The following is a 21,362-nucleotide window of genomic DNA, read 5'->3' as shown; positions in this document are numbered from 1 at the left end:
CCGTGTCCTACCCCGTGAGGCCGCTCAGGACCATCCGGGCGACCGAGGCGGCGAAGGCGTCGAGCGGCTGCGGCGGCTCGCCGGTCTCCGTCGCGTCGTAGGCGAAGGCCCGCTGGGCGCAGGCCCCCATCAGCAGGGAGGCGGCCGTGTACGTGTCGGCGTCGGCCCGTACGCGACCCGCCGCCTGTTCGGCGCGCAGATACGCGTCGAGCCCGCGGATGGGTATGTGGGGGCCGGTTCCCAGCTCGCGCATGGCCTCGTCGTGGCGCGCCTTGAGCCTCGGCTCGGCGTAGAGGGACGCGGCGATCGGGAAGCTCTGCTCGTAGAAGAGGGCGGCCTCGTGGGCGATCTCGGCGAGGTTCCGCTCCACCGTCCGTTCCCCCTCCCCCGGGTCGGCGATGAGCCGCTTCAGGACTCCGTCGACCTTGGGCAGACGCTCCTTCAGCACCACCACGAACAGCTCTTCCTTGCTCGAGAAGTGCTTGTAGAGCGCGGCCTCGGAGCAGCCGGCGGCCCGGGCGATCTCCTTGGTGGTGGCCCGGGCCAGGCCGATGGTGAGCATCAGCCGGTGGGCGGCGTCGATGATGCGGGCGCGGGCCGGCTTCTGCTCCATGTGCTCTCCAACGAAGCTTGACGAGTGAGTGAGTACCCACTCACTCTAGAGGTGAGTGAATACTTACTCACCTGGGAGGGTGTGCCATGAAGCTCACAGTGTTCGGCGCGACAGGCGGCATCGGGCAGGAGATCGTCCGCCAGGCGGTGGCGGCGGGGCACGAGGTGACGGCGGTGGTCCGCGATCCCGCGCGGCTGCCGGTGCCGCTCTCCGGCCTCACGGTCCACACCGCGGCCCGTATCGACGACCCGGAGGCGCTGCGCGAGGCGGTCGCGGGCCGCGACGCGGTGCTCTCCGGTCTCGGCGCCCGCGGCCGGAAGGCCGACGGAATCGCGGAGCGGCTGACCCGTAGCGTGCTGACGGCCATGGAGGCGGAGGGGACCCGTCGGCTGCTCGTGGTGAGCGCGGCCCCCGTCGCCCCGAAGCCCGCGGACGACCCGCTGCTCGACCGCATGATGCTCGCGGCGATCGGCGCGATCCTGAAGGAGGTCTACGCGGATCTCACCGCCATGGAGGCCGCGCTGGCGGCCTCCGCCACGGACTGGACGTCGGTGCGTCCGCCGAAGCTCACCAACGGGCCGCTGACGGGCCGATACCGGACCGTCATCGGCAGCAACCCGCGCAGCGGCCGGTCCATCTCCCGGGCCGACGTGGCACACGCGATGCTCGCGCTGACCGACGACCCGGCGTCGGTGAAGCAAGGGGTGGGCGTGGCGTACTGACGCCCAGCGCCTACAGGCTCACGCCGACGGTCACCGGTTCGTTGACGAGCGTGACGCCGAAGACGTCCTGGACCCCGGCGACGACCTCGCGCGCCAGGGCCAGCAGATCCTCGGTGCTCGCCGCGCCGCGGTTCGTGAGGGCCAGCGTGTGCTTCGTGGAGATGCGGGCCGGGCCGGAGCCGTATCCCTTGGTGAAACCGGCCCGGTCGATGAGCCAGGCCGCCGAGGTCTTGGTGCGTCCCTCGCCCGCGGGGAAGGCGGGGGGCGTGACGTCCGGTCCGAGGTGCCGCGCCGCCGCGGCGAGGAAGGCCTCGAACTGCGCCGGGTCCAGGATCGGGTTGGTGAAGAAGGACCCGGCCGACCAGGTGTCGTGGTCCTCGGGGTCGAGCACCATGCCTTTGCCGGCGCGGAGCCGGAGCACGGTTTCACGGGCGGCCGCGGCGGGAACGCGCTCCCCTTCCGCCACACCCATGGCGCGTGCCGTCTCGGGGTACTTGAGGGGCGCGGACAGACCGCCCGCCTCTTCGAGGCCGAAGCGGACACGCAGCACCACGAACCGGTCGGGTTCGGCCTTGAAACGGCTGTGCCGGTACGCGAAGGCGCACTCGGAGTTCGGGATCGTGACCGTTTCCCGGGTGCGCCGGTCGTAGGCGACGACCTCCGTGATGGTGGACGACACCTCCTGCCCGTACGCCCCGACGTTCTGGATCGGGGTGGCTCCCGCCGAACCGGGGATGCCGGCCAGGCATTCGAGGCCCGCGAGGCCGGCCTCCACACTGCGGGCGACGGCGTCCGTCCAGACCTCTCCGGCGGCCAGTTCGAGCGTGGGCCCGTCCAGCACGAAGCCCTTGGTCGCGATGCGCAGGGCGGTGCCTTCGAACCCCTTGTCACCGATGACCAGGTTGCTGCCGCCGCCGATGACCAGGAGCGGGGTGCCGCTGTCGTCGGCCTCGCGCACGGCGTCGACCACTTCGGCGTCGGTCGTCGCGGTGAGGAGCCGGGTGGCGGGGCCGCCGAGCCGGAAGGTGGTCAGGGGGGCGAGGGGCGCGTCGTGGAGTTCCTGCACGGGGACAAGAGTACGGTCCGCGTTCCGGGGACCGGGCACCTCGGCCCCGTGGGCCACGTCCCCCCGCGCAACCGGCAGCTCCTGCGGTGGCGGCCCCATGCGTAAGGGGCACGGCCCCATGGACCGCGCCCCTTACGTCAGCACATCGCGACGGTGTCAGCCGAGCTGCACCACGGCGCGGGACATGCCCAGCACCTTCTTGTCGCCGCTCGTCGCCGTCAGGTCGACCCGCACCCGCTTGTCGTCCAGCAGCGCGCCCACCTTGGCGCTGACCTCGATCAGCGCGCCCTTGTCGTCGTTGGGGACGACGACCTGCCGGGTGAACCGCACGCCGTACTCGACGACCGCACCCGGGTCACCGGCCCAGTCCGTGACCACGCGGATCGCCTCGGCCATGGTGAACATGCCGTGGGCGATCACGTCCTCCAGCCCGACCTCGCGCGCGAACTTCTCGTTCCAGTGAATCGGGTTGAAGTCGCCGGAGGCGCCCGCGTACTGCACGAGCGTCGCGCGGGTGACCGGGAAGGACTGCGGCGGCAGCTCCGTACCGACCTCGACCGAGTCGTAACTCACCTTCGCCGTCATCACGCCTCCTCGGCGGCGCGCGCCACCAGCTTCGTCCACGCCGTCACGACATGCTCACCGGACTCGTCGTGGACCTCGCCACGGATGTCCACGATGTCGTTTCCCGCGAGGGACTTGATCGCCTCGATCGTCGAGGTGACCGTCAGCCGGTCCCCCGCCCGCACCGGACGCGCATAGACGAACTTCTGGTCACCGTGCACGACCCGGCTGTAGTCCAGGCCCAGCAGCGGGTCCTGGACGACCTGACCGGCGGCCTTGAAGGTGATCGAGAACACGAACGTCGGCGGCGCGATGACATCGCCGTGACCGAGCGCCCTGGCCGCTTCGGGGTCGACGTACGCCGGATTGGCGTCGCCCACCGCCTCGGCGAACTCTCGGATCTTCTCCCGGCCGACCTCGTACGCCGGGGTGGGCGGGTAGGTCCGCCCCACGAAGGACTGGTCGAGCGCCATGAGCTCGCAACCTCCTGATGAAAGATGAAGGGGCCCGCAGCGCAGCTACGGCCACAGCTACAGGTAACAGGTACAGCCCAGTACAAACGACACGAGGCCGCCCCCAATGGGGACGGCCTCGTGTACGAGCCTGATTCAGCGCGTTTCGCGGTGCGCAGTGTGCGAGTTGCAGCGCGGGCAATGCTTCTTCATCTCAAGACGGTCCGGGTTGTTACGCCGGTTCTTCTTGGTGATGTAGTTCCGCTCCTTGCACTCCACGCAGGCCAGCGTGATCTTCGGGCGGACGTCGGTGGCAGCCACGTGAGTGCTCCTTGGACGGACGGTGGACGGATGAACGCAAAAAAAAGAGTAGCCGATCGGAGGACCGACCCCACAATCGGCTACTGTTAGTAGCGGTGACCGGACTTGAACCGGTGACACAGCGATTATGAGCCGCTTGCTCTACCGACTGAGCTACACCGCTTTGATGACTGAGTCCCCCCGCCGAAGCGGGGTTTCCCGATCACCAGAGCCCCAATGCGGAATCGAACCGCAGACCTTCTCCTTACCATGGAGACGCTCTACCGACTGAGCTATTGGGGCGAGCGATGAAGACATTACACGGTCGGCCGCCGATCGCCCAAATCCGTTTCGAAGCCCCATCCCGAGCCCTTGATCAGCACCGCTCCACGGCCTTGTCAGGCCCCGCTCCGGGCCCTTGATCAGCCACTCCGCCACCCCTGGCCCCTCACACGAGCCCTTGCCTCCGGCGCACCACGGAACCGCGCCGGTACGACTATTTCGCTCCTCCTCGAACCGGGCCGGGCACACCCCTAGGCTCGTCTCACTCTGAGTGATCCTGACCCCCTCCCAGGAGCCGCGATGCCCGACAGTCAGCCGCGGCAGCCGGACGACCACACGACCGACGCCGCCGGCAGCCCGGCGAGCTCCGCGCTGACGCTCTGCGGCGCCCGTCTCACGGACGGCCGCGTCGTGGACGTGCGGCTCGGCGGCGGCCGCATCGAGGCCGTCGGCACCGCCGGGAGCCTGATCGCGCCCGGCCCCCGCCTGGACCTGCGCGGCCACCTGCTGCTCCCCGCCCCCGCCGAGCCGCACGCCCACAGCGACACCGCGCTCACCGCGGACGGCGCCGGACCCGGCGCCCCCGGGCCCGCCTCGCAGCACCCCGACGACGTCCAGCGGCGCGCCACCGAGGCCGCGTTGCTGCAACTCGGCCACGGTGCGACCGCCCTGCGCTCACACGTACGGATCGGCGACGTACAGGGCCTGGGCGCCCTCGAAGCCGTCCTGCAGACCCGCCGCTCGCTGCGCGGGCTCGCCGATCTGACCGCGGTCGCCGTCCCCCGGCTGCTCACCGGCGTCGCGGGCGCCGGCAACCTGGCGATGCTCCGCGACGCGCTGAAGATGGGGGCCGGCGCGCTCGGCGGCTGCCCCGACCTGGACCCGGACCCGGCCGGGTACACGGAGGCCGTCCTGGAGGTCGCCGCCGAGCACGGCTGCCCCGTGGACCTGCACACGGACAGTGACGATCCGGCCCGGCTGGCCCGCTTCGCGGCGATGGCGGGCGGAATGCGGCAAGGAGTCTCCATCGGCCCGTGCGCCGGCCTCTCCCGGCTTCCCGACGAGGCCGCGGCCCGCGCCGCCGACCAGCTCGCCGCCGCGGGCGTGACGGTCATCTGCCTGCCCCAGGGCGGCTGCTGCGGGGCCGAGCGCCGGGGCACCGCCCCCGTACGGCTGCTGCGCGCGGCCGGTGTACGGGTCGCGGCGGGCAGCGGGGCGCTCCGCGACCTCGCCAACCCGGTGGGGCGCGGCGACCCGCTGGAGGCCGCCTTCCTGCTGGCGTCGCAGAGCGGGCTGCGGCCCGAACACGCCTACGAGGCCGTCTCGACGGAGGCCCGGCGCGCCATGGGGCTGCCCGAGGTCCGGGTCGAGGCGGGCTTCCCCGCGGAGCTGCTCGCCGTGCGCGGGGAGCAGCTGGCCGGGGTGCTCTCGCTGGCGTACAGCCGCATCGTGGTGCACCGCGGCCGGGTGGTCGCCCGGACCAGCGCGGTGCGCGAGTACTGCGACTCCGACACGGACAGCTCGTTCGGACTGCCGCGTCAGGGGCGGCCGGATTCCGGGACGGGCGGCGGGCCTTGAGCGCGGCGGCGCTCCGCGGCGTACCGTCGACTTCATGCGCATTGTCATCGCAGGTGGACATGGTCAGATCGCGCTGCGGCTGGAGCGGCTGCTCGCTGCGCGCGGGGACGAGGCGGCGGGCATCATCCGCAACCCGCAGCAGAGCGAGGACCTCCGGGCCGTGGGGGCCGAACCCGTGGTCCTGGACCTCGAGTCGGCCACCGTGGAGGAGGCCGCCGAGGTGTTGCGCGGCGCCGACGCGGCGGTCTTCGCGGCCGGAGCGGGCCCGAACAGCGGCACGGAACGCAAGGACACGGTGGACCGGGGAGCCGCGGTCCTCTTCGCGGACGCGGCGCAGCGGGCCGGGGTGCGGCGTTACGTCGTGGTGTCGTCCATGGGCGCCGACCCGGACCATCCGGGCGACGAGGTGTTCGACGTCTATCTGCGGGCCAAGGGAGCGGCGGACGCGTACGTGCGCGCGCAGACGGCCCTCGACTGGACGATCCTGCGCCCCGGAATGCTGACCAACGACGCGGGCACCGGACAGGTCCTGCTCGCCGCGTCGACCGGGCGCGGCCCGGTGCCGCGCGACGATGTGGCGGCGGCGCTCGCGGAGCTGCTGGACACCCCGGCGACGGCGGGGCTGACGCTGGAACTGATCTCGGGCAATGTCCCGGTGTCGGTCGCCGTGAAGGACATCGCGGGCAACTGACCCGGGGCGCCGAGAGGCAGCGACCGCCTCGCCGGACGCTGCCCCCCGGCCGCGAAGGGGCCGCGGCCCGGGTCAGTCGCCTCGCCGGTAACCGGCCTCCCGGCCCCGAGGATGAGCGGCCCGGTCAGTCGCCTCGCCTGGTAACCGTCCTCCCCGCCCCGCGAGGAGGCCGCGGCCCGGGTCAGTCGCCGGTCGCGGGGCGGACGGCGATGCCGTGCCGCTCCAGCAGGGCGGCGGTGACCCCGTCGCCCTCGCGCAGCCCGCCGGCGAACGTACCGTCATAGACCGTGCCGCGCCCGCAGGAAGGGCTGCGGGCCATCAGCAGCGCCTCGGTGCAGCCCGCTCCGCGCGCGGCCTCCAGTGCCCGCCTGGCGCCTTGCACGAAGGCGTCGGTCACATCGTGTCCGGTGTCGTCCACGACGCGGGCCCGGCCGTCCAGCACGTCGTGCCCGTCGCCGCCGACGATCTCGGCGGGGCGGCGGGGCGTGGGCAGTCCCGCGGCGACCTCGGGGCAGAAGGCGACGGGCCGCCGGTCACCGAGGGCCGCGGCCATCTCGGCGGAGGCCTTGCCGCGCCCGTCGAACCGGCAGGGAACGCCCCGCAGGCACGCGCTGACCAGCACGGATTCCATCTTCACGCCCCTCGTCACAGCCCAGCGTCGCACAACAGAGAAGGCCCCCGTCCGAAGGACGGGGGCCTTGCTATGTGGCGGCGCCAGGGTTCGAACCTGGGTAGGCTGAGCCGGCAGATTTACAGTCTGCTCCCTTTGGCCACTCGGGCACACCGCCAAGGGATGCTGCCGTGGGGCCCCGCCTTGCGGCGGCGCTCTGTGGCAACGACGTAAACGATACCTGATGCCCGGGGGTGCTACGCCACTGGATTGATCAGCGGCCGGGACGGGCGCGGGTGGCTAGGCTTTGTGGGCGGCGTGGTGCCCGAGGGCGCCGCGACCGCCCCTGTAAGCACTTCCTTTCCAGCACCCCGATACAAGGAGCCACACGTCATGGCCGACTCCAGTTTCGACATCGTCTCGAAGGTCGAGCGGCAGGAGGTCGACAACGCCCTCAACCAGGCCGCCAAGGAGATCTCCCAGCGCTACGACTTCAAGGGCACCGGGGCGTCGATCTCCTGGTCCGGCGAGAAGATCCTGATGGAGGCGAACGGCGAGGAGCGCGTCAAGGCGATCCTCGACATCTTCCAGTCCAAGCTGATCAAGCGCGGCATCTCGCTGAAGTCGCTGGACGCGGGCGAGCCGCAGCTGTCCGGCAAGGAGTACAAGCTGTTCTGCACGATCGAGGAAGGCATCTCCCAGGAGAACGCCAAGAAGGTCGCGAAGATCATTCGCGACGAGGGCCCCAAGGGCGTCAAGGCCCAGGTCCAGGGCGACGAGCTGCGGGTCAGCTCGAAGAGCCGGGACGACCTGCAGGCCGTGCAGGCGCTGCTGAAGGGCCAGGACTTCGAGTTCGACGTCCAGTTCGCGAACTACCGGTAGGACGCGGCGGTCCGGGAGCGGGGCGGAACGCGCTGCTCCGCGCCCGGACTGCAGGTCCGAATACCGCCGGTCGCGGTGGTCCGGGCCACGCAGACTGGTCCGTGCCGGCCGGCGGTCTGCGGGCCGGCGGACGAGGAGAGGGACGAGTCATGACCATGTACGCGACGGTCGACAGCCCGCTGGGCGAGCTGCTGCTGGTCGGCGAGGAGGCCGCGGGCCCTGCCGGGACCGCGGCGGGGGTCGCGCTCGTCTCGCTCTCCGTGCCCGGGCAGAAGGGTGCGGCGGTCGTCCAGGACGGCTGGCGGCACGATCCGGCGGCGTTCGAGGAGATCGCCGCCCAGTTGCGGGAGTACTTCGAGGGGCGGCGGACCCGCTTCGACGTCCGGTACGCCGACGGGCGGGGCACCGACTTCCAGCGCCGGGTCTGGGCCGCGCTGGACGCCGTTCCGTACGGGGAGACGGTGTCGTACGGGCAGATCGCCGAGCGGGTCGGTTCCGCCGGGGCGGGGGTCCGGGCCGTGGGGACGGCGATCGGGCGCAATCCGCTGCTGGTGGTGCGGCCGTGCCACCGGGTCATCGGCGCGGACGGGGCGCTGCGCGGCTACGCGGGCGGCCTGGAGCGCAAGGAGCAGCTCCTGGGGCTTGAGGGCGCCCTGGCGGTGCGCTGATGACGGGGCTCTTCCCGCGGCCGCGGGCGGTGGTCGCACCGGGCGCCGTACACGTACCGGAGTGGCTGTCGGGCGAGCGGCAGCGGGAGTTGGTGGCGGCGTGCCGTGGATGGGCGCGCGGGCCCGTGCCGCTGCGGCACACGGCGCTGCCGGGTGGTGGGGTGATGTCCGTGCGGACCGTGTGCCTGGGGTGGCACTGGCAGCCGTACCGGTACACGCGTACGGCGGACGACGTGAACGGTGCGCCGGTCGCCCCGTTCCCGCAGTGGCTGGCAGAGCTGGGACGGGCGGCGGTGGCGGAGGCGTACGGGGCGGAGAGTCCGGTACGGACCTACGCGCCCGACGCCGCGCTGATCAACTTCTATGACGACGCCGCGCGGATGGGCATGCACCAGGACAAGGAGGAACGGTCCGGGGCCCCCGTCGTGTCGCTCAGCATCGGCGACACCTGCGTCTTCCGCTTCGGCAACACGGAGAACCGGGGGCGGCCCTACACGGACGTGGAGTTGGCCTCCGGGGACCTGTTCGTCTTCGGTGGGCCGTCCCGTCACGCGTTCCACGGAGTTCCGAGGATCCTTCCCGGCACGGCGGGTCCCGGGACGGGCATGAGCGCTGGCCGGCTCAATCTGACGCTGCGCGAGACGGGGCTCGGCGCCCCGGGGTCCGGCGAAGCGCGTCAGCGGCGTTCGCGGGAGTTCCCGAACAGCAGTCGGTAGCCGATCAGCAGGACGAGCGAACCGCCTATGGCCGAGACCCAGGTCGCCGGGTCGAAGAAGTCCTCGTTGTCGATCGTGCGGTCCAGGAAGCGCGTCGCTATCCAGCCGCCCAGGAACGCGCCGACGATCCCGATGAGGGTGGTCCCCACGAGGCCGCCGGGGTCGCGGCCCGGCAGCAGGATCTTGGCGATGACGCCCGCGACAAGTCCGAGAATGATCCAGCCAATGATGGTCATGCGCGCAAACCTACCCGTCACTCGGTCCTGGAATCCAAGACGTCGTGCCGGCTCGGGTGGTTGCGGAGAACGGCTGTGAACTGCTGTGAAACGCCTGTGCGCTGCTCGCCGTACCGATGGCCTACCAGCCGGCGAACTGGTCGTCGGTGCTGACGATCTCCTTGCCGAAGGGCATCAGCGAGACCGGGATCAGCTTGAAGTTCGCGATGCCCAGAGGGATGCCGATGATCGTGAGGCAGAGGGCGATGCCGGTGGTGATGTGGCCGAGCGCCAGCCACCAGCCGGCCAGGACCAGCCAGAGCACGTTACCGACGCAGGAGGGCGCGCCCGCGTCACGGCGGTCGACGACGCGGTGGCCGAAGGGCCACAGGGCGTAGAGACCGATACGGAAGGCCGCCAGGCCGAACGGGATGCCGATGATCGTGATGCACAGCAGGAGTCCCGCGAGGATGTATCCGAGGAACATCCAGAAGCCGCACAGGACCAGCCAAATGACGTTCAGAATTGTCTTCACGGGCGATGACCTGCCATCTGCTCGAGTCGGGCGATGCGCTCCGCCATCGGCGGGTGGGTCGAGAACATCTTGGACATGCCCTGTCCGGGGCGGAACGGGTTCGCGATCATCATGTGGCTCGCGGTCTCGATCCGGGGCTCGGGGGGCAGGGGAAGCTGCTTGGTGCCGGCGTCCAGCTTCCGCAGGGCACTGGCCAGGGCCAGCGGGTCGCCGGTCAGCTGGGCACCCGAGGCGTCCGCCTCGTACTCCCGGGAGCGGCTGACGGCCAGTTGGATCACGGACGCGGCGAGCGGGCCCAGGATCATGATCAGGAGCATACCGAGGATGCCGGGGCCGTCGTCGTCGTTGGAGCGGCCGACCGGGATCAGCCAGGCGAAGTTGACCAGGAACATGACGACGGAGGCGAGCGCCCCGGCGACGGACGAGATCAGGATGTCGCGGTTGTAGACATGGCTGAGCTCGTGGCCGAGGACGCCGCGCAGTTCCCGTTCGTCCAGGATCTGGAGGATGCCCTCGGTGCAGCAGACCGCGGCGTTGCGCGGGTTGCGGCCGGTCGCGAAGGCGTTGGGGGCCTGGGTCGGGGAGATGTAGAGCCGCGGCATGGGCTGGCGGGCCGCGGTGGAGAGCTCGCGGACCATGCGGTAGAGCTGGGGCGCCTCGAACTCGCTCACCGGGCGGGCCCGCATGGCGCGCAGCGCCAGCTTGTCGCTGTTCCAGTACGCGTAGGCGTTGGTGCCGACGGCTACGAGGAGCGCGACGATCAGGCCCGTACGTCCGAAGAAGCTGCCGATGACGATGATGAGTGCGGACAGGCCCCCGAGGAGTACGGCGGTTCTCAGCCCGTTGTGCCGGCGGTGCACGGTACGCCCTCCAAATGGTGCAGCAGGGGAACCCTTGCTTGGTGGTGCTCCACTCCCCAGTGGAGCCTCCCGTACTGGTCAACGCCAGGCGGGGAAAGCTAGTTCCCTTGTGCTCACGGCCGCGGGGCCCGGCCCGCTCCGGGCGTTCGTGCCGGAGCGGGCCGTAGGCCGTACGGGTGGAGGGGTGCCGCGGCTCAGCGCTGGACGGGCAGTTTCGCGAGCGCCAGGGCCTCGGGGTCGGGCTGGACGTCGCTGGTGCAGTGGGCGCAGCGGGAGGCGACGGCGGGGATCGCCGTGAAGCAGCGGGGGCAGTCGCGCAGGGCGGCCTTGATGTCGACCTGTTCCTGGTCCTTCTTGGCGGTGAAGCGGTCCTGGACCTTGGCCATGGGCACGACGACGCAGAAGTAGAGGACCGCGGCGGTGATGAGGAAGGCGATCGCGGCGCTGACGAAGAGGCCGTAGGGAAAGTCGACACCGTCGACCTTGAAGTGCGCCTTGCTGAAGTCGCCCGTTCCGCGCGTGATGATGCCGATCAGCGGCACGATGAACGCGTTGCTGAACCCGGTGACGACCGCGGTGAACGCCGCTCCGACGGCGAGGCCGATCGCCATGGAGATGACGTTGCCGCGAAGGATGAAGTCCTTGAACCCGTTCAGCACTGCTTCCGGCTCCTCTGTGGTGATGTGAAGGTTGTACGCGCCATGCGCGGGCATGACCCTGCCCTGTGCGGGCTGCCCGGGGCAAACCGATCTTGCGGTCGCGGCGCGAGAAGGCGTCAGAACAGGTTGACGCCGGCGAACCTGAGGACGGTCTGCGGGGCGCCCGACAGGGCAAGGCCGGCGACGGCGGTGAGGACGATCGCGGCGGTGAGCGGTGCCGGGGTGCGGTGGCGGGTGACGGGCCGCTCCGTGCCGTCCTCGGCGGGGCCGCGGAACAGGGCCGCGGTCCACTGGAGGTAGTAGAAGAGCGCGATCACGACGTTCACCGCCATGACGACGGCGAGCCAGCCGAGTCCGGCGTCCACGGCCGAGGAGAAGACCGTGACCTTGGCGAAGAGCCCGATGATGCCCGGCGGCAGCCCGGCCAGGCAGAGCAGGAAGAAGCCCATCGCGAGGGCGGCGAGCGGGCGGGTGGCGTACAGACCCCGGTAGTCGGCGATGCGGTTGCCCGGGTGGGTACGGGCGACCAGTGCGGCCACCGCGAACGCGCCGAGGTTCACGACGGCGTACATCAGGGCGTACGCGACGGTGGAGCCGATCTGCCGGTCTCCGGCGTACGCGGCGGCGGCGATCGGCACCAGGAGGTAGCCGGCCTGGGCGACGGACGACCAGGCGAGCAGCCGTACGGCGCTGCGCGCGCGGGCGGCGCTCTGGCGCAGCGCGGCGACGTTGCCGACGGTCATGGTGAGCGCGGCGAGGACGGCGAGGGCGGGGCCCCAGACGTCCGCGTACGACGGGAAGGCGACCACGGTGACGAGGATGAGGCCGGAGAAGCCGACCGCCTTGCCGACGACCGAGAGGTACGCGGCGATCGGCAGGGGGGCGCCGACGTAGGTGTCGGGGACCCAGAAGTGGAAGGGCGCGGCGGCCGTCTTGAAGGCGAAGCCGACGAGAGTGAGGGCGACGCCCGCCTCGGCGAGGGTGGAGAGCTGTCCGGGGACGTCGTCGAGGCGGGTGGCGATCTCCGTGAGGTGGAGGGTGCCGGTCGCCGCGTACACGAAGCTGACGCCGAGGAGCATGACGGCGGTCGCGACGACGGAGGAGAGGAAGAACTTCAGCGCGGCCTCGGAGGAGCGCCGGTCGCCGCGCTTGATCCCGACGAGGGCGAAGGCGGGCAGCGAGGCGACTTCGAGGGCGACGACGAGCGTGGCGAGGTCGCGGGACGCGGGCAGGAGGGCGGCGCCTGCGGCGGAGGACAGCAGCAGGAACCAGAACTCGCCGGCCGGCAGCTTGCGGGTGTCGCCGATGGAGAGCAGCGCGGTGAGCAGGGCGCCGCCGAGGACGAGGGCCTGGATGACCAGGGTGAAGTGGTCGGCGGTGTAGCTGCAGGCGCGGGTGCCGGTGGTGAGGCAGAAGGTCGAGCGGTCGCCGTCGTGCAGCGGAATGAGGAGGGCGAGCGCGGCTACGAGACCGGCTACGGCCCCGTAGCCGAGGAGCGGCTTGCGGGCCGCGGGGACGAAGAGGTCGGCGACCAGGACGGCGAGGGCGACGGCCGCGACGACGACCGGGGGCGCGATCGCGAGCCAGTCGACGGACTGGACGAGGCTGGTGGCGCCGCTGTCGGCCGCCGACTGGACGGGGCCCGTGGCGCCGCTCCCGGCCGCTGACTGAACCAGGTCTGTGCTGCTGCTCCCTGCCGCTGACTGGACGAGACGCCATGCGCCGGGGGCGTTTTCGGCTGCCACGATCACGACTTGCCTCCTGCGAGGAGCTTCTGCACGGCCGGGTCGGTCAGGCCGAGGAGGACGGCGGGCCACAGGCCGGCGAGGACGGTGAGGGCCGCGAGGGGCGTCCAGGCGGCGAACTCGTAGCTCTGGACGTCGGCGATCGCGTGCGGTTCCTCGCGCTGGGCGCCCATGCAGACGCGGCGGACCACGACGAGCAGGTACGCGGCGGTGAGCAGGGTGCCGAACGCGGCGATGGACATGAAGGTCAGGAACGCGGCGCGGTTCAGGCCCTCGGCGGGGTCGAAGGCCCCGAACAGCGCGAGCATCTCGCCCCAGAAGCCGGCGAGGCCGGGCAGGCCGAGGGAGGCGACCGCGGCGAACGCGAGGAGGCCGCCCAGGCGGGGCGCGCGGCCGTAGAGCGCGGCGCCGGTTGCTCCGGCGAGGGTGTCGAGGTCGGCGGTGCCGTACCGGTCCTTGACCGCGCCGACCAGGAAGAACAGCAGGCCGGTGATGAGGCCGTGGGCGATGTTGGCGAAGAGCGCGCCGTTGACGCCGGTGGGGGTCATGCTGGCGATGCCGAGGAGGACGAAGCCCATGTGGCCGACTGAGGAGTACGCGATCAGCCGCTTCAGGTCGCCCTTGGCGCCGGGCCGGGCGAGCGCCAGGCAGGCGAGCGATCCGTAGATGATGCCGGCGACCGCGAAGGCCGCGAGGTAGGGCGCGAAGGTGTGCATCCCGTCGGGGGCGATCGGGAGCAGGATGCGGACGAAGCCGTACGTGCCCATCTTCAGCATGACGCCGGCGAGGAGGACCGAGCCGACCGTCGGGGCGGCGGTGTGGGCGTCGGGGAGCCAGCTGTGCAGCGGCCACATCGGGGTCTTGACCGCGAGCCCGATGCCGATCGCGAGAACGGCGATGACCTGCACGGACGAGCTGAGGCCACGGCCGTTGTCAGTGGCGAGTGCCACCATGTCGAAGGTGCCGCTCTTCAGTCCGATGAGGAGCAGGCCCAGCAGCATGACGACCGAGCCGAGCAGTGTGTAGAGGATGAACTTCCAGGCGGCTGCCTGCTTCTGCGCACCGCCCCAGCGGGCGATGAGGAAGTACATCGGGACGAGCACCATCTCGAACGCCAGGAAGAACAGCAGCAGATCGAGGACGGCGAAGGTCGCCAGCGTGCCGGACTCCAGGACGAGGATCAGCGCGACGAAGGCCTTCGAGGAGGGGCCGGCCGGCATTTTGAAGTAGCTGTAGAGCGCGCAGAGGAAGGTCAGCAGCGCGGTCAGTACGAGGAGGGGGAGCGAGATGCCGTCGATGCCGAGATGGATGCGGACGTCGAGCGCCGGGATCCAGCTGATGTCGGTGGTGGCCTGCATCTTCGACGGGTGGTCGTGGTCGAAGCCCAGGGCCAGCACGAGGGCGGCGACGAGGATCACGCCGGTGACGGTCACGCCGTGGCGGAGCACGGCCTGGTCCGGGTTCCTGCCCTTCAGCCCGGGCGGGGCCGGGAGCAGAGCGGCCACGGCTCCGAGGAGCGGGGCGACGACGACGAACGCCAGAAGGAACTGCATCACGGATGCGCTGATATCGATCACGGCTCACGACCCGGCGTTGACGTTGGCGAAGACGACGGCGGCGACCGCCAGGACCAGCGAACCGGCGAGCAGTGCGCTGAGGTAGGTCTGCACGTTGCCGGTCTGCGCGCGGCGGACGGCGGTGCCGAGCCAGCGTGCGCCGGTGGCGGAGCCGCGTACGTAGGTCTCGACGACCTCGCGGTCCAGGAAGCGGACGAGGCTCGCCGCGGCCTGGACGGGGCGGACGAACAGGGCCGCGTACAGGGCGTCCAGGTGGAAGCCGGTGGCTGCGTGACGGTGGAGGGGGCCGAGCAGCAGGCGGCCGGGGTCGGCCGGGTCGGGGGCGTCACCGGCGGTGCCGTAGGCGGCGGTGTGGCTCTCCAGGGCCTCGATCTCGACGAGGGCCGGTTCCGCGTCGGGGTGGGCGACGACCGAACCCATGGGGGTGCGGGCGGCGAGTGCCGTGGTGTGGCGCCAGGCTCCGTAGGTGACGAGACCGCCGACGAGACCGACGCCGGTGGACAGCACGGCAGTGGTCAGCGACGGGGTGAGGCTGTGGCCGTCGAACCAGTCGGTGATCACGCCGACGGTGAGTCCGAAGGCCATGGTGGGGACGGCCAGCACCCACAGGACCGAGGTCATGGCGACGGGCTGCCTGCCGTGGTCGGGGGCCTCGGCGCCGCGGCCGCGGAAGGCGAGGAGCCAGAGGCGGGTGGCGTACGCGGCGGTGAGCACGGCGGCCAGGAGGCCGGCGACGAGGACGGTCCAACCGGCCGCGGCCGGGGCGACGTGGCGGTCGCCGAGGGCGGTGTGCTCGGCGGCGACGAGGACGGCTTCCTTGGAGAAGAAGCCGGCGAACGGCGGGATGGCGGCCAGCGCGAGAAGGGCGACCGTCATCGTCCAGTAGGCGTCGGGGATGCGCTTGGTCAGGCCTCCCATACGGGACATGGCGGCCAGTGAGTTGGTACCGGCGGCGTGGATGACGACGCCCGCGGCGAGGAAGAGGACGGCTTTGAACGCACCGTGCGAGATGAGGTGGAAGACGGCGGCCCCGCGGTCCCCGACGGCCAGGGCCCCGGACATGTATCCGAGCTGTCCGATGGTCGAGTACGCGAGGACGCGCTTGATGTCGTCCTGCGCGAGGGCGGCGAGTCCCGAGCCGATCATCGTGACGGCGGCCATCACCGCGAGGACCACGAGAGCGGCGCCGGATTCGGCGAAGACGGGCAGCAGCCGGGCCACGAAGTAGATGCCGGCGGCGACCATCGTCGCCGCGTGGATCAGCGCGGAGACGGGCGTGGGGCCCGCCATCGCGTCGGGCAGCCAGGTGTGCAACGGGAACTGCGCGGACTTGCCCGCGACACCGGCGAGGAGGAGCAGGGCGATCAGCGTGGGGTGGTCGAGGCCGCCGTGGGCGACGGAGCCGAGGATGCCGGTGATGCGGAAGGTGCCGGTGTCGGCGGCGAGGGCGAACAGGCCGATGAGGAAGGGGACGTCGCCGAGCTTGGTGACCAGGAAGGCCTTGAGCGAGGCGGCACGGGCCTCGGGCGTCTCCCAGTAGTGGCCGACCAGGAAGTACGAGCAGATGCCCATGATCTCCCAGCCGACAAGGAGCACCATCAGGTCGCCGGAGTAGACGACGAGCAGCATCGCGGAGGTGAAGAGGGAGACGAGGGCCGCGTACGAGGGATAGCGGGGGTCGTCGCGCAGATACGCGGTCGAGTAGATCTGCACGCAGCTCGCGACGAGGGCGACCAGGACGGCGACGAGGACGGCGAAGCCGTCGAGGTGCAGCGCGAGGTCGATCGGGACCGAGCCGGTGGGGGTGAGCCGGGTCGCGGCGTCGATGGCAGGCCCGCCGCCCTGGCGTGCGGCGACGACGGCCGCGATGACGAGGGAGGCGAGGGAGGGCAGGACGGCGAGCGGCCGGACGAAGCCCGGTGCGCTGCGACCGAGGAGGAGGCCGGCCGCCGCGCCCAGGAAGGGGAGAAAGGGGACGAGCACGGCGAGGGTCGTGGTGGTCACGCGGTGGCCTCAGCCTTCTTTGCCTTCCCTGCCGGAGCAGTGGCCTGGTCTTCGGGGGCTCCGGCGCTCTCGTCGTCCGGGCCGTCCGGATCGTCCGGGAGCTCTTCGGCTTCGTCGGTCTCGGCGGTGTCGCGGAGCCGGTCGATGTCCGAACTGGCCCGGTTGCGGTAGACGGCGAGGACGATCGCCAGGCCGATGCCGATCTCCGCCGCCGCGATGGCGATGGTGAAGAGGGTGAGGGCCTGGCCGGAGTGCAGGGCGTCGCGAAGCCAGACGTCGAAGGCGACGAGGTTGAGGTTGACGGCGTTGAGCATCAGCTCGACGGACATCAGGACGAGGATCGCATTGCGCCGGGCGAGCACTCCGTACAGCCCGGTGCAGAAGAGGAGGGCGGCGAGCACGGCGGGATAGGCGAGGTGCATCAGCGCTTGTCCTCTCGGGGGGCGCTTGCTCCGGGGGCGGTCGCTCGGGGGGCGGTCTCCCGGCCCTTGCGGGACAGGACGATCGCGCCGACGAGGGCGGCGAGCAGCAGGACGGAGAGCGCTTCGAAGGGCAGCACCCAGTGCCGGAAGAGGAAGGAGCCGGTCGCCTCGGTGGAGCCCTGGGCCGGCCCGTCGAGTTCGATCCAGGTGGTGCGGAAGGCGTCGACGACGACCCAGACGAGGGTGCCGGCAGCGGCGACGGCCACGGCGAGGGCGGCCCATCGGTTCTCCGAATCGGCGTCCGGGGAACGGCCGATGGGGGCCCTGGTGAGCATCAGGCCGAAGAGGAGGAGGACGACCACGGAACCCACGTAGATCAGCACCTGCACCCACGCGATGAACTCCGCCGTGAGCAGGAGGTACTCGACGGCCAGCCCGCCGAGCGCCACGATCAGCCAGAGGGCGGCGTGCACCAGCTGTCTGGTCGTGACGGTGACGAGGGCCGCGCCGAGGGTGGCGATGCCGACGAGGACGAAGGCGATCTCGACCCCGGTCGGGGAGAGGAAGCCGGGATGGTTCGCGGCGGCGGCGAGGGCGGGGCCGGTGGCGGTGATCACTCCTGTCCCTCCTGCTCCGTCGGCGCGGGCGGGGTGGCCTCGGCTGCCGCTTCCGCTGCTGCCGCCGCTTCCTGTTCGCGCTGGGTGCGGAGTTTGTCCGCCGTCTTGCGGGCGGCGGCGATCTCCTTCGGCTCCTCGGCGGCCGGGTCGAGGGCCGGCGGCTCGGGAACCGTCCACATCCAGTCGCGCAGCTTGTCGCGCTCATGGGTGAGTTCGAGGATGTCCGTCTCGGCGTACTCGAACTCCGGTGACCAGAACAGCGCGTCGAACGGGCACACCTCGATGCAGATCCCGCAGTACATGCAGAGCGAGAAGTCGATCGCGAAGCGGTCCAGCACGTTGCGGCTGCGCTCGCGGCCACCCGGGACCGCAGCGGGCATGGTCTCCTTGTGGGAGTCGATGTAGATGCACCAGTCCGGGCACTCGCGCGCGCAGAGCATGCAGACCGTGCAGTTCTCCTCGAACAGCGCGATGACGCCGCGGGAGCGGGGCGGGAGGTCGGGCTGCACGTCCGGGTACTGGGCGGTGACGGTCTTCTTCGTCATCGTCCGCAGGGTGACGGCGAGGCCCTTGGCCAGACCTGAGCCGGGGATCGGAGGCACTAGTTGATCGCCACCTTCACGATGCCGGTGAGCGCGATCTGCGCAAGAGCGAGCGGGATGAGTGTGGTCCAGGCGAGCTTCTGGAGCTGGTCCTCGCGCAGCCGCGGATAGCTCACGCGCAGCCAGATGACGACGAAGGCGAGGATGCCGACCTTCAGGAGCGTCCAGACCCAGCCGAGTCCGTCGGCGCCCAGCGGGCCGTGCCAGCCGCCGAGGAAGAGGACGGTGGTGAGCCCGCACAGCACGACGATGCCCGCGTACTCGGCGAGCAGGAAGAGCGCGAAGCGGAGGCCGGTGTACTCGGTGTACGCGCCGAAGATGATCTCGGAGTCGGCGACGGGCATGTCGAACGGCGGGCGCTGGAGTTCGGCGAGGCCCGCCACGAAGAAGACCAGGGCGCCGACGATCTGCCAGGGCAGCCACCACCACTCGAAGGCGTCGAGGATGCCGGGGAGCGAGACGGTGCCGGCCGCCATCGCCACGGAGGCGGCGGCGAGCAGCATCGGCAGCTCGTACGCGAGCAGTTGCGCGGCGGTACGGAGACCGCCGAGCAGGGAGAACTTGTTGGCGGACGCCCAGCCCGCCATGAGGGAGCCGAGCACGCCGACGCCCATCACGGCGAGCACGAAGAAGATGCCCGCGTCGACGACCTGGCCGACCGCGCCCTCGCCGGGGCCGATCGGGATCGCGACCAGGACGAGGAGGTACGGAAGCAGCGCGACGGCCGGCGCGAGCTGGAAGACCCTGCGGTCGGCCTCGGCCGGGACGATGTCTTCCTTCTGCGCGAACTTCACGCCGTCCGCGACGAGCTGGGCCCAGCCGTGGAAGCCGCCCGCGTACATGGGTCCGAGGCGGCCCTGCATATGGGCCATCACCTTGTGCTCGGCCTGGCCCACGACGAGCGGGACGACCATGAACACCGCGAAGACGATGACCAGGCGGAGGGCGACGTCCAGTACGTCGTTCACTCGGGGTCGCCTCCGGCGGGGGTGTCGGGTGGCCCTTGGTCCTCGGGGGCCTTGAGGGGCTGCTCGGTGGGGCCGGTGGGAGCTGGCCCTTCAGGGGGCCCCACTCGTTCGGATCGGGAACGCCCGGCGGCAGCATCGTGCGGCGCTTCGGGCCGCCGTGCTCCGACTCGCCCGGCTCCTTGGCTCCCGGCCACGCCTTCGCGACCCGGGCCGCCAGAACGAAGTCCTTGCGCAGGGGGTGACCCTCGAAGCCCTCGGGCAGCAGCAGGGGCACCAGGTGCGGGTGGCCGTCGAAGCCGATCCCGAACATCTCGTGGGTCTCGCGCTCGTGCCAGTCCGCGCCGGCGTACACACCGATCGCGGTGGGCAGCACGGCCGCCTCGTGCGGAACCGTCGTACGGAGCAGCAGCCGGCGGACGCTGCCGCCGCCCGCGTCCGGCAGCGCGGCGACATGGGCGCAGACCCGGAAGCCGGTGCCCGGTTCGTCCACGGCGCTCAGCCAGTCGAAGTAGGTGCAGCCGAGCCGGTCACGCGCCGTTTCGAGAGCGGTGGTCCAGGACTTGGGCGGCACGTCGACGGTCAGCAGTTCGTACGCCTGCTCCGCCGTGGCGTCCGCGCCGAAGATCTCGGTGACGGCGTCCGGGAGCCGGCCGTACTCTTCGCTGCCTTCTGAGGCGGTCACTTTCCCTCCTCCCCCGACGGGTCCGACGACGGGTCCGACGAATCGGACGGGTCGGATGGGTCGGACGGGTCCGACGTGCCCGGCGTCGGCGGTGCCGCGACCAGGCCGCTGCGGAGCGCGGCAGTGGAGGGGCGGCTTCCGGCGCCTGTCGCGTAGCGCTCACCGAGCGACTCGCGCGCGATCTTCTCCTGGAGCTTGAGGATCCCCTGGAGCAGGGCCTCCGGCCGGGGCGGGCAGCCGGGTACGTAGACGTCGACCGGAATGATCTGGTCGACGCCCTTCGTCACGGAGTACGAGTCCCAGTACGGGCCGCCGCAGTTGGAGCAGGCGCCGAAGGAGATGACGTACTTGGGCTCGGGCATCTGCTCGTACAGCCGCTTCACCGCGGGGGCCATCTTGTCCGTCACCGTGCCCGAGACGATCATGAGGTCGGCCTGGCGGGGCCCAGGGGCGAACGGGATCACACCGAGCCGGATGAAGTCGTGGCGGGCCATGGAGGCGGCGATGAACTCGATGGCACAGCAGGCGAGTCCGAAGTTGAAGACCCAGAGGCTGTAGCGGCGGCCCCAGTTGAGGACCACCTTCATCGGCTCGGGCGCCAGCCGGGACAGCACGCCCAGGCGCTTCGGTTCCGGGAGGAACGTGGGTACGGGGGCGGGTTCGGCACCCGACTCGGAGGACGACGGGCTCGTCACGTCCATTCGAGGACGCCCTTCTTCCATGCGTAGAGCAGTCCCACGGCCAGGAAACCGAGGAAGATGAACATTTCCACCAGCGTCGTCGCGCCGTATCCGGGCGCGGCGAAGACCGTTGCCCAGGGGAACAGGAAGATCGAGTCGACGGCGAAGATCACGTACAGGAAGGCGTAGACGTAGTAGCGGACCTGGGTGTGGGCCCAGCCCTCCCCCACGGGGTCCACGCCGCATTCGTACGTGAGGAGCTTCTCCGGCGTCGGCACCACGGGGCGCAGCAGCCGGCCGGCTCCGAAGGCGACGGCGACGAACAGCACGCCGATCACCGCGAGCAGTCCGATCACCGAGTAGCTGTGGAAGTAGTCCGCCGCGAGAACCGCCGATCCCGACGGACGCGTCACGTCAGGCAGAGCTGTCAGGTCGGTCACGTCCGGCAGAGCTGTCAGGTCCGTCACGTTCGGCAGACCCGTCACGTCAGGCAGAGCTGTCACGTCCGGCAGGCCCGTCACGTCCGTCACGTCCGCCCCCTCGCTCCCTCAGAACCTGTTCGCCGATCTGTACGCACGGGAGTCTAGGCCCTGTAAAGGGACGGTAAGCAGTTGCGTCGGGCAACTGGTAGGGATATCCCTACTTCGCCCCC

The 21,362-nt window shown here is 71.2% G+C and carries 25 protein-coding genes, 3 tRNA genes and 1 pseudogene; 6 read left to right on the top strand and 23 right to left on the bottom strand.

What is annotated here, in order from left to right; translation table 11 throughout:
- Nucleotides 1–7: 7 nt before the first annotated feature.
- The gene (locus tag EAO72_RS29665) at nucleotides 8–613 is read right to left on the bottom strand and encodes a TetR/AcrR family transcriptional regulator (protein WP_148020208.1); all 606 of its coding nucleotides are present in this window, start codon (nucleotides 611–613) and stop codon (nucleotides 8–10) included.
- An 86-nt stretch (nucleotides 614–699) separates the two neighbouring features.
- On the opposite strand from EAO72_RS29665, the gene EAO72_RS29660 reads away from it, so the two are divergent.
- A complete protein-coding gene (locus EAO72_RS29660; protein ID WP_148020207.1) occupies nucleotides 700–1,335 on the top strand; it encodes an NAD(P)-dependent oxidoreductase in 636 nt (211 codons plus the stop codon).
- Between the two features lie 10 nt (nucleotides 1,336–1,345).
- Here EAO72_RS29660 and EAO72_RS29655 read toward each other — a convergent pair whose 3' ends face one another.
- The 6 genes from EAO72_RS29655 to EAO72_RS29630 form a co-directional block, all read right to left on the bottom strand.
- Nucleotides 1,346–2,401, bottom strand: coding sequence for a UDP-N-acetylmuramate dehydrogenase (locus EAO72_RS29655; RefSeq protein ID WP_148020206.1), 1,056 nt, complete (start codon nucleotides 2,399–2,401; stop codon nucleotides 1,346–1,348).
- A 156-nt stretch (nucleotides 2,402–2,557) separates the two neighbouring features.
- Nucleotides 2,558–2,986: a MaoC family dehydratase gene (locus tag EAO72_RS29650; protein WP_148020205.1), complete on the bottom strand. Its 429-nt coding sequence runs from the start codon at nucleotides 2,984–2,986 to the stop codon at nucleotides 2,558–2,560.
- On the bottom strand, nucleotides 2,986–3,438 hold the full coding sequence (locus tag EAO72_RS29645) for a MaoC family dehydratase N-terminal domain-containing protein (RefSeq protein ID WP_148020204.1): 453 nt from the start codon (nucleotides 3,436–3,438) through the stop codon (nucleotides 2,986–2,988). The genes EAO72_RS29650 and EAO72_RS29645 overlap by 1 nt, the downstream gene beginning before the upstream one ends.
- A 135-nt stretch (nucleotides 3,439–3,573) precedes the next feature.
- Nucleotides 3,574–3,738: a 50S ribosomal protein L33 gene (gene rpmG, locus EAO72_RS29640; protein WP_003956487.1), complete on the bottom strand. Its 165-nt coding sequence runs from the start codon at nucleotides 3,736–3,738 to the stop codon at nucleotides 3,574–3,576.
- 90 nt (nucleotides 3,739–3,828) lie between these two features.
- A tRNA-Met gene (locus tag EAO72_RS29635) sits at nucleotides 3,829–3,901 on the bottom strand.
- A 46-nt stretch (nucleotides 3,902–3,947) separates the two neighbouring features.
- Nucleotides 3,948–4,020: transfer RNA gene (locus tag EAO72_RS29630), tRNA-Thr, on the bottom strand.
- Between the two features lie 279 nt (nucleotides 4,021–4,299).
- On the opposite strand from EAO72_RS29630, the gene EAO72_RS29625 reads away from it, so the two are divergent.
- Together EAO72_RS29625 and EAO72_RS29620 are read left to right on the top strand one after the other, a co-directional pair.
- The gene (locus EAO72_RS29625) at nucleotides 4,300–5,577 is read left to right on the top strand and encodes an amidohydrolase family protein (RefSeq protein WP_148020203.1); all 1,278 of its coding nucleotides are present in this window, start codon (nucleotides 4,300–4,302) and stop codon (nucleotides 5,575–5,577) included.
- A 34-nt stretch (nucleotides 5,578–5,611) separates the two neighbouring features.
- Nucleotides 5,612–6,268: an SDR family oxidoreductase gene (locus tag EAO72_RS29620; RefSeq protein ID WP_148020202.1), complete on the top strand. Its 657-nt coding sequence runs from the start codon at nucleotides 5,612–5,614 to the stop codon at nucleotides 6,266–6,268.
- A 181-nt stretch (nucleotides 6,269–6,449) separates the two neighbouring features.
- Here EAO72_RS29620 and EAO72_RS29615 read toward each other — a convergent pair whose 3' ends face one another.
- On the bottom strand, nucleotides 6,450–6,899 hold the full coding sequence (locus tag EAO72_RS29615; RefSeq protein WP_148022117.1) for a 2-thiouracil desulfurase family protein: 450 nt from the start codon (nucleotides 6,897–6,899) through the stop codon (nucleotides 6,450–6,452).
- 75 nt (nucleotides 6,900–6,974) lie between these two features.
- A tRNA-Tyr gene (locus tag EAO72_RS29610) sits at nucleotides 6,975–7,056 on the bottom strand.
- 215 nt (nucleotides 7,057–7,271) lie between these two features.
- Here EAO72_RS29610 and EAO72_RS29605 point away from each other — a divergent pair.
- The 3 genes from EAO72_RS29605 (at nucleotide 7,272) to EAO72_RS29595 (ending at nucleotide 9,144) form a co-directional block, all read left to right on the top strand.
- The gene (locus EAO72_RS29605; protein ID WP_148020201.1) at nucleotides 7,272–7,760 is read left to right on the top strand and encodes a YajQ family cyclic di-GMP-binding protein; all 489 of its coding nucleotides are present in this window, start codon (nucleotides 7,272–7,274) and stop codon (nucleotides 7,758–7,760) included.
- A gap of 149 nt (nucleotides 7,761–7,909) precedes the next feature.
- Nucleotides 7,910–8,428 carry a methylated-DNA--[protein]-cysteine S-methyltransferase gene (locus EAO72_RS29600; protein ID WP_148020200.1) on the top strand — a complete coding sequence of 173 codons (519 nt, stop codon included), beginning with the start codon at nucleotides 7,910–7,912 and terminating at the stop codon, nucleotides 8,426–8,428.
- Nucleotides 8,428–9,144: an alpha-ketoglutarate-dependent dioxygenase AlkB family protein gene (locus EAO72_RS29595; RefSeq protein WP_148020199.1), complete on the top strand. Its 717-nt coding sequence runs from the start codon at nucleotides 8,428–8,430 to the stop codon at nucleotides 9,142–9,144. Before EAO72_RS29600 ends, EAO72_RS29595 begins: the two co-directional genes overlap by 1 nt.
- Here EAO72_RS29595 and EAO72_RS29590 read toward each other — a convergent pair.
- The 14 genes and pseudogenes from EAO72_RS29590 to EAO72_RS29525 all read right to left on the bottom strand — a co-directional run bounded on the left by EAO72_RS29590 (nucleotide 9,105) and on the right by EAO72_RS29525 (nucleotide 21,132).
- Nucleotides 9,105–9,380: a GlsB/YeaQ/YmgE family stress response membrane protein gene (locus EAO72_RS29590; RefSeq protein WP_148020198.1), complete on the bottom strand. Its 276-nt coding sequence runs from the start codon at nucleotides 9,378–9,380 to the stop codon at nucleotides 9,105–9,107. The genes EAO72_RS29595 and EAO72_RS29590 overlap by 40 nt on opposite strands.
- A 121-nt stretch (nucleotides 9,381–9,501) precedes the next feature.
- Nucleotides 9,502–9,894, bottom strand: coding sequence for a YccF domain-containing protein (locus EAO72_RS29585; RefSeq protein WP_148020197.1), 393 nt, complete (start codon nucleotides 9,892–9,894; stop codon nucleotides 9,502–9,504).
- Nucleotides 9,891–10,754, bottom strand: a complete 864-nt coding sequence (htpX, locus tag EAO72_RS29580; RefSeq protein ID WP_148020196.1) for a zinc metalloprotease HtpX — start codon at nucleotides 10,752–10,754, stop codon at nucleotides 9,891–9,893. Before htpX ends, EAO72_RS29585 begins: the two co-directional genes overlap by 4 nt.
- A 194-nt stretch (nucleotides 10,755–10,948) precedes the next feature.
- A complete protein-coding gene (gene mscL, locus EAO72_RS29575) occupies nucleotides 10,949–11,413 on the bottom strand; it encodes a large conductance mechanosensitive channel protein MscL (RefSeq protein ID WP_148022116.1) in 465 nt (154 codons plus the stop codon).
- A gap of 116 nt (nucleotides 11,414–11,529) precedes the next feature.
- Nucleotides 11,530–12,990 carry an NADH-quinone oxidoreductase subunit N gene (locus EAO72_RS29570; protein ID WP_261991822.1) on the bottom strand — a complete coding sequence of 487 codons (1,461 nt, stop codon included), beginning with the start codon at nucleotides 12,988–12,990 and terminating at the stop codon, nucleotides 11,530–11,532.
- Nucleotides 12,991–13,160: 170 nt separating this feature from the next.
- Entirely contained in the window at nucleotides 13,161–14,711 is a 1,551-nt protein-coding gene (locus EAO72_RS29565; RefSeq protein ID WP_148022114.1) for a complex I subunit 4 family protein, read from the bottom strand.
- A gap of 27 nt (nucleotides 14,712–14,738) precedes the next feature.
- Complete coding sequence (locus EAO72_RS29560) at nucleotides 14,739–16,739, bottom strand: NADH-quinone oxidoreductase subunit 5 family protein (RefSeq protein ID WP_148020195.1); 2,001 nt, start codon at nucleotides 16,737–16,739, stop codon at nucleotides 14,739–14,741.
- A complete protein-coding gene (nuoK, locus tag EAO72_RS29555; protein WP_148020194.1) occupies nucleotides 16,736–17,161 on the bottom strand; it encodes an NADH-quinone oxidoreductase subunit NuoK in 426 nt (141 codons plus the stop codon). The genes EAO72_RS29560 and nuoK overlap by 4 nt, the downstream gene beginning before the upstream one ends.
- Nucleotides 17,161–17,778 (bottom strand): NADH-quinone oxidoreductase subunit J family protein, encoded by a 618-nt coding sequence (locus EAO72_RS29550; protein ID WP_187285272.1) that lies wholly within the window; start codon nucleotides 17,776–17,778, stop codon nucleotides 17,161–17,163. Before EAO72_RS29550 ends, nuoK begins: the two co-directional genes overlap by 1 nt.
- The gene (locus EAO72_RS29545) at nucleotides 17,775–18,380 is read right to left on the bottom strand and encodes a NuoI/complex I 23 kDa subunit family protein (protein ID WP_148022112.1); all 606 of its coding nucleotides are present in this window, start codon (nucleotides 18,378–18,380) and stop codon (nucleotides 17,775–17,777) included. Before EAO72_RS29545 ends, EAO72_RS29550 begins: the two co-directional genes overlap by 4 nt.
- Nucleotides 18,380–19,348, bottom strand: coding sequence for a complex I subunit 1/NuoH family protein (locus EAO72_RS29540; RefSeq protein ID WP_148020193.1), 969 nt, complete (start codon nucleotides 19,346–19,348; stop codon nucleotides 18,380–18,382). Before EAO72_RS29540 ends, EAO72_RS29545 begins: the two co-directional genes overlap by 1 nt.
- Nucleotides 19,349–19,415: 67 nt before the next feature.
- Nucleotides 19,416–20,030, bottom strand: a pseudogene (locus tag EAO72_RS29535) (NADH-quinone oxidoreductase subunit C); the annotation flags it as partial.
- Nucleotides 20,027–20,731, bottom strand: a complete 705-nt coding sequence (locus EAO72_RS29530) for an NADH-quinone oxidoreductase subunit B (RefSeq protein WP_148020192.1) — start codon at nucleotides 20,729–20,731, stop codon at nucleotides 20,027–20,029. The pseudogene EAO72_RS29535 and the gene EAO72_RS29530, both read right to left, overlap by 4 nt.
- On the bottom strand, nucleotides 20,722–21,132 hold the full coding sequence (locus EAO72_RS29525; protein ID WP_410090548.1) for an NADH-quinone oxidoreductase subunit A: 411 nt from the start codon (nucleotides 21,130–21,132) through the stop codon (nucleotides 20,722–20,724). The genes EAO72_RS29530 and EAO72_RS29525 overlap by 10 nt, the downstream gene beginning before the upstream one ends.
- Nucleotides 21,133–21,362 lie beyond the last annotated feature (230 nt).

This window comes from Streptomyces sp. OR43, from assembly GCF_008042275.1.
In the GTDB taxonomy this organism is placed as follows: domain Bacteria; phylum Actinomycetota; class Actinomycetes; order Streptomycetales; family Streptomycetaceae; genus Streptomyces.
This window is presented reverse-complemented; position numbering and strand designations above follow the sequence as displayed.

Coding starts and splice junctions, on each gene's coding strand:
- EAO72_RS29530 (WP_148020192.1), bottom strand. CDS start 20,731: ATGGACGTGACGAGCCCGTCGTCCTCCGAGTCGGGTGCCGAACCCGCC.
- EAO72_RS29590 (WP_148020198.1), bottom strand. CDS start 9,380: ATGACCATCATTGGCTGGATCATTCTCGGACTTGTCGCGGGCGTCATC.
- EAO72_RS29595 (WP_148020199.1), top strand. CDS start 8,428: ATGACGGGGCTCTTCCCGCGGCCGCGGGCGGTGGTCGCACCGGGCGCC.
- EAO72_RS29565 (WP_148022114.1), bottom strand. CDS start 14,711: ATGCAGTTCCTTCTGGCGTTCGTCGTCGTCGCCCCGCTCCTCGGAGCC.
- EAO72_RS29660 (WP_148020207.1), top strand. CDS start 700: ATGAAGCTCACAGTGTTCGGCGCGACAGGCGGCATCGGGCAGGAGATC.
- EAO72_RS29600 (WP_148020200.1), top strand. CDS start 7,910: ATGACCATGTACGCGACGGTCGACAGCCCGCTGGGCGAGCTGCTGCTG.
- EAO72_RS29625 (WP_148020203.1), top strand. CDS start 4,300: ATGCCCGACAGTCAGCCGCGGCAGCCGGACGACCACACGACCGACGCC.
- EAO72_RS29665 (WP_148020208.1), bottom strand. CDS start 613: ATGGAGCAGAAGCCGGCCCGCGCCCGCATCATCGACGCCGCCCACCGG.
- EAO72_RS29620 (WP_148020202.1), top strand. CDS start 5,612: ATGCGCATTGTCATCGCAGGTGGACATGGTCAGATCGCGCTGCGGCTG.
- EAO72_RS29650 (WP_148020205.1), bottom strand. CDS start 2,986: ATGACGGCGAAGGTGAGTTACGACTCGGTCGAGGTCGGTACGGAGCTG.
- EAO72_RS29615 (WP_148022117.1), bottom strand. CDS start 6,899: ATGGAATCCGTGCTGGTCAGCGCGTGCCTGCGGGGCGTTCCCTGCCGG.
- EAO72_RS29605 (WP_148020201.1), top strand. CDS start 7,272: ATGGCCGACTCCAGTTTCGACATCGTCTCGAAGGTCGAGCGGCAGGAG.
- EAO72_RS29645 (WP_148020204.1), bottom strand. CDS start 3,438: ATGGCGCTCGACCAGTCCTTCGTGGGGCGGACCTACCCGCCCACCCCG.
- nuoK (WP_148020194.1), bottom strand. CDS start 17,161: ATGCACCTCGCCTATCCCGCCGTGCTCGCCGCCCTCCTCTTCTGCACC.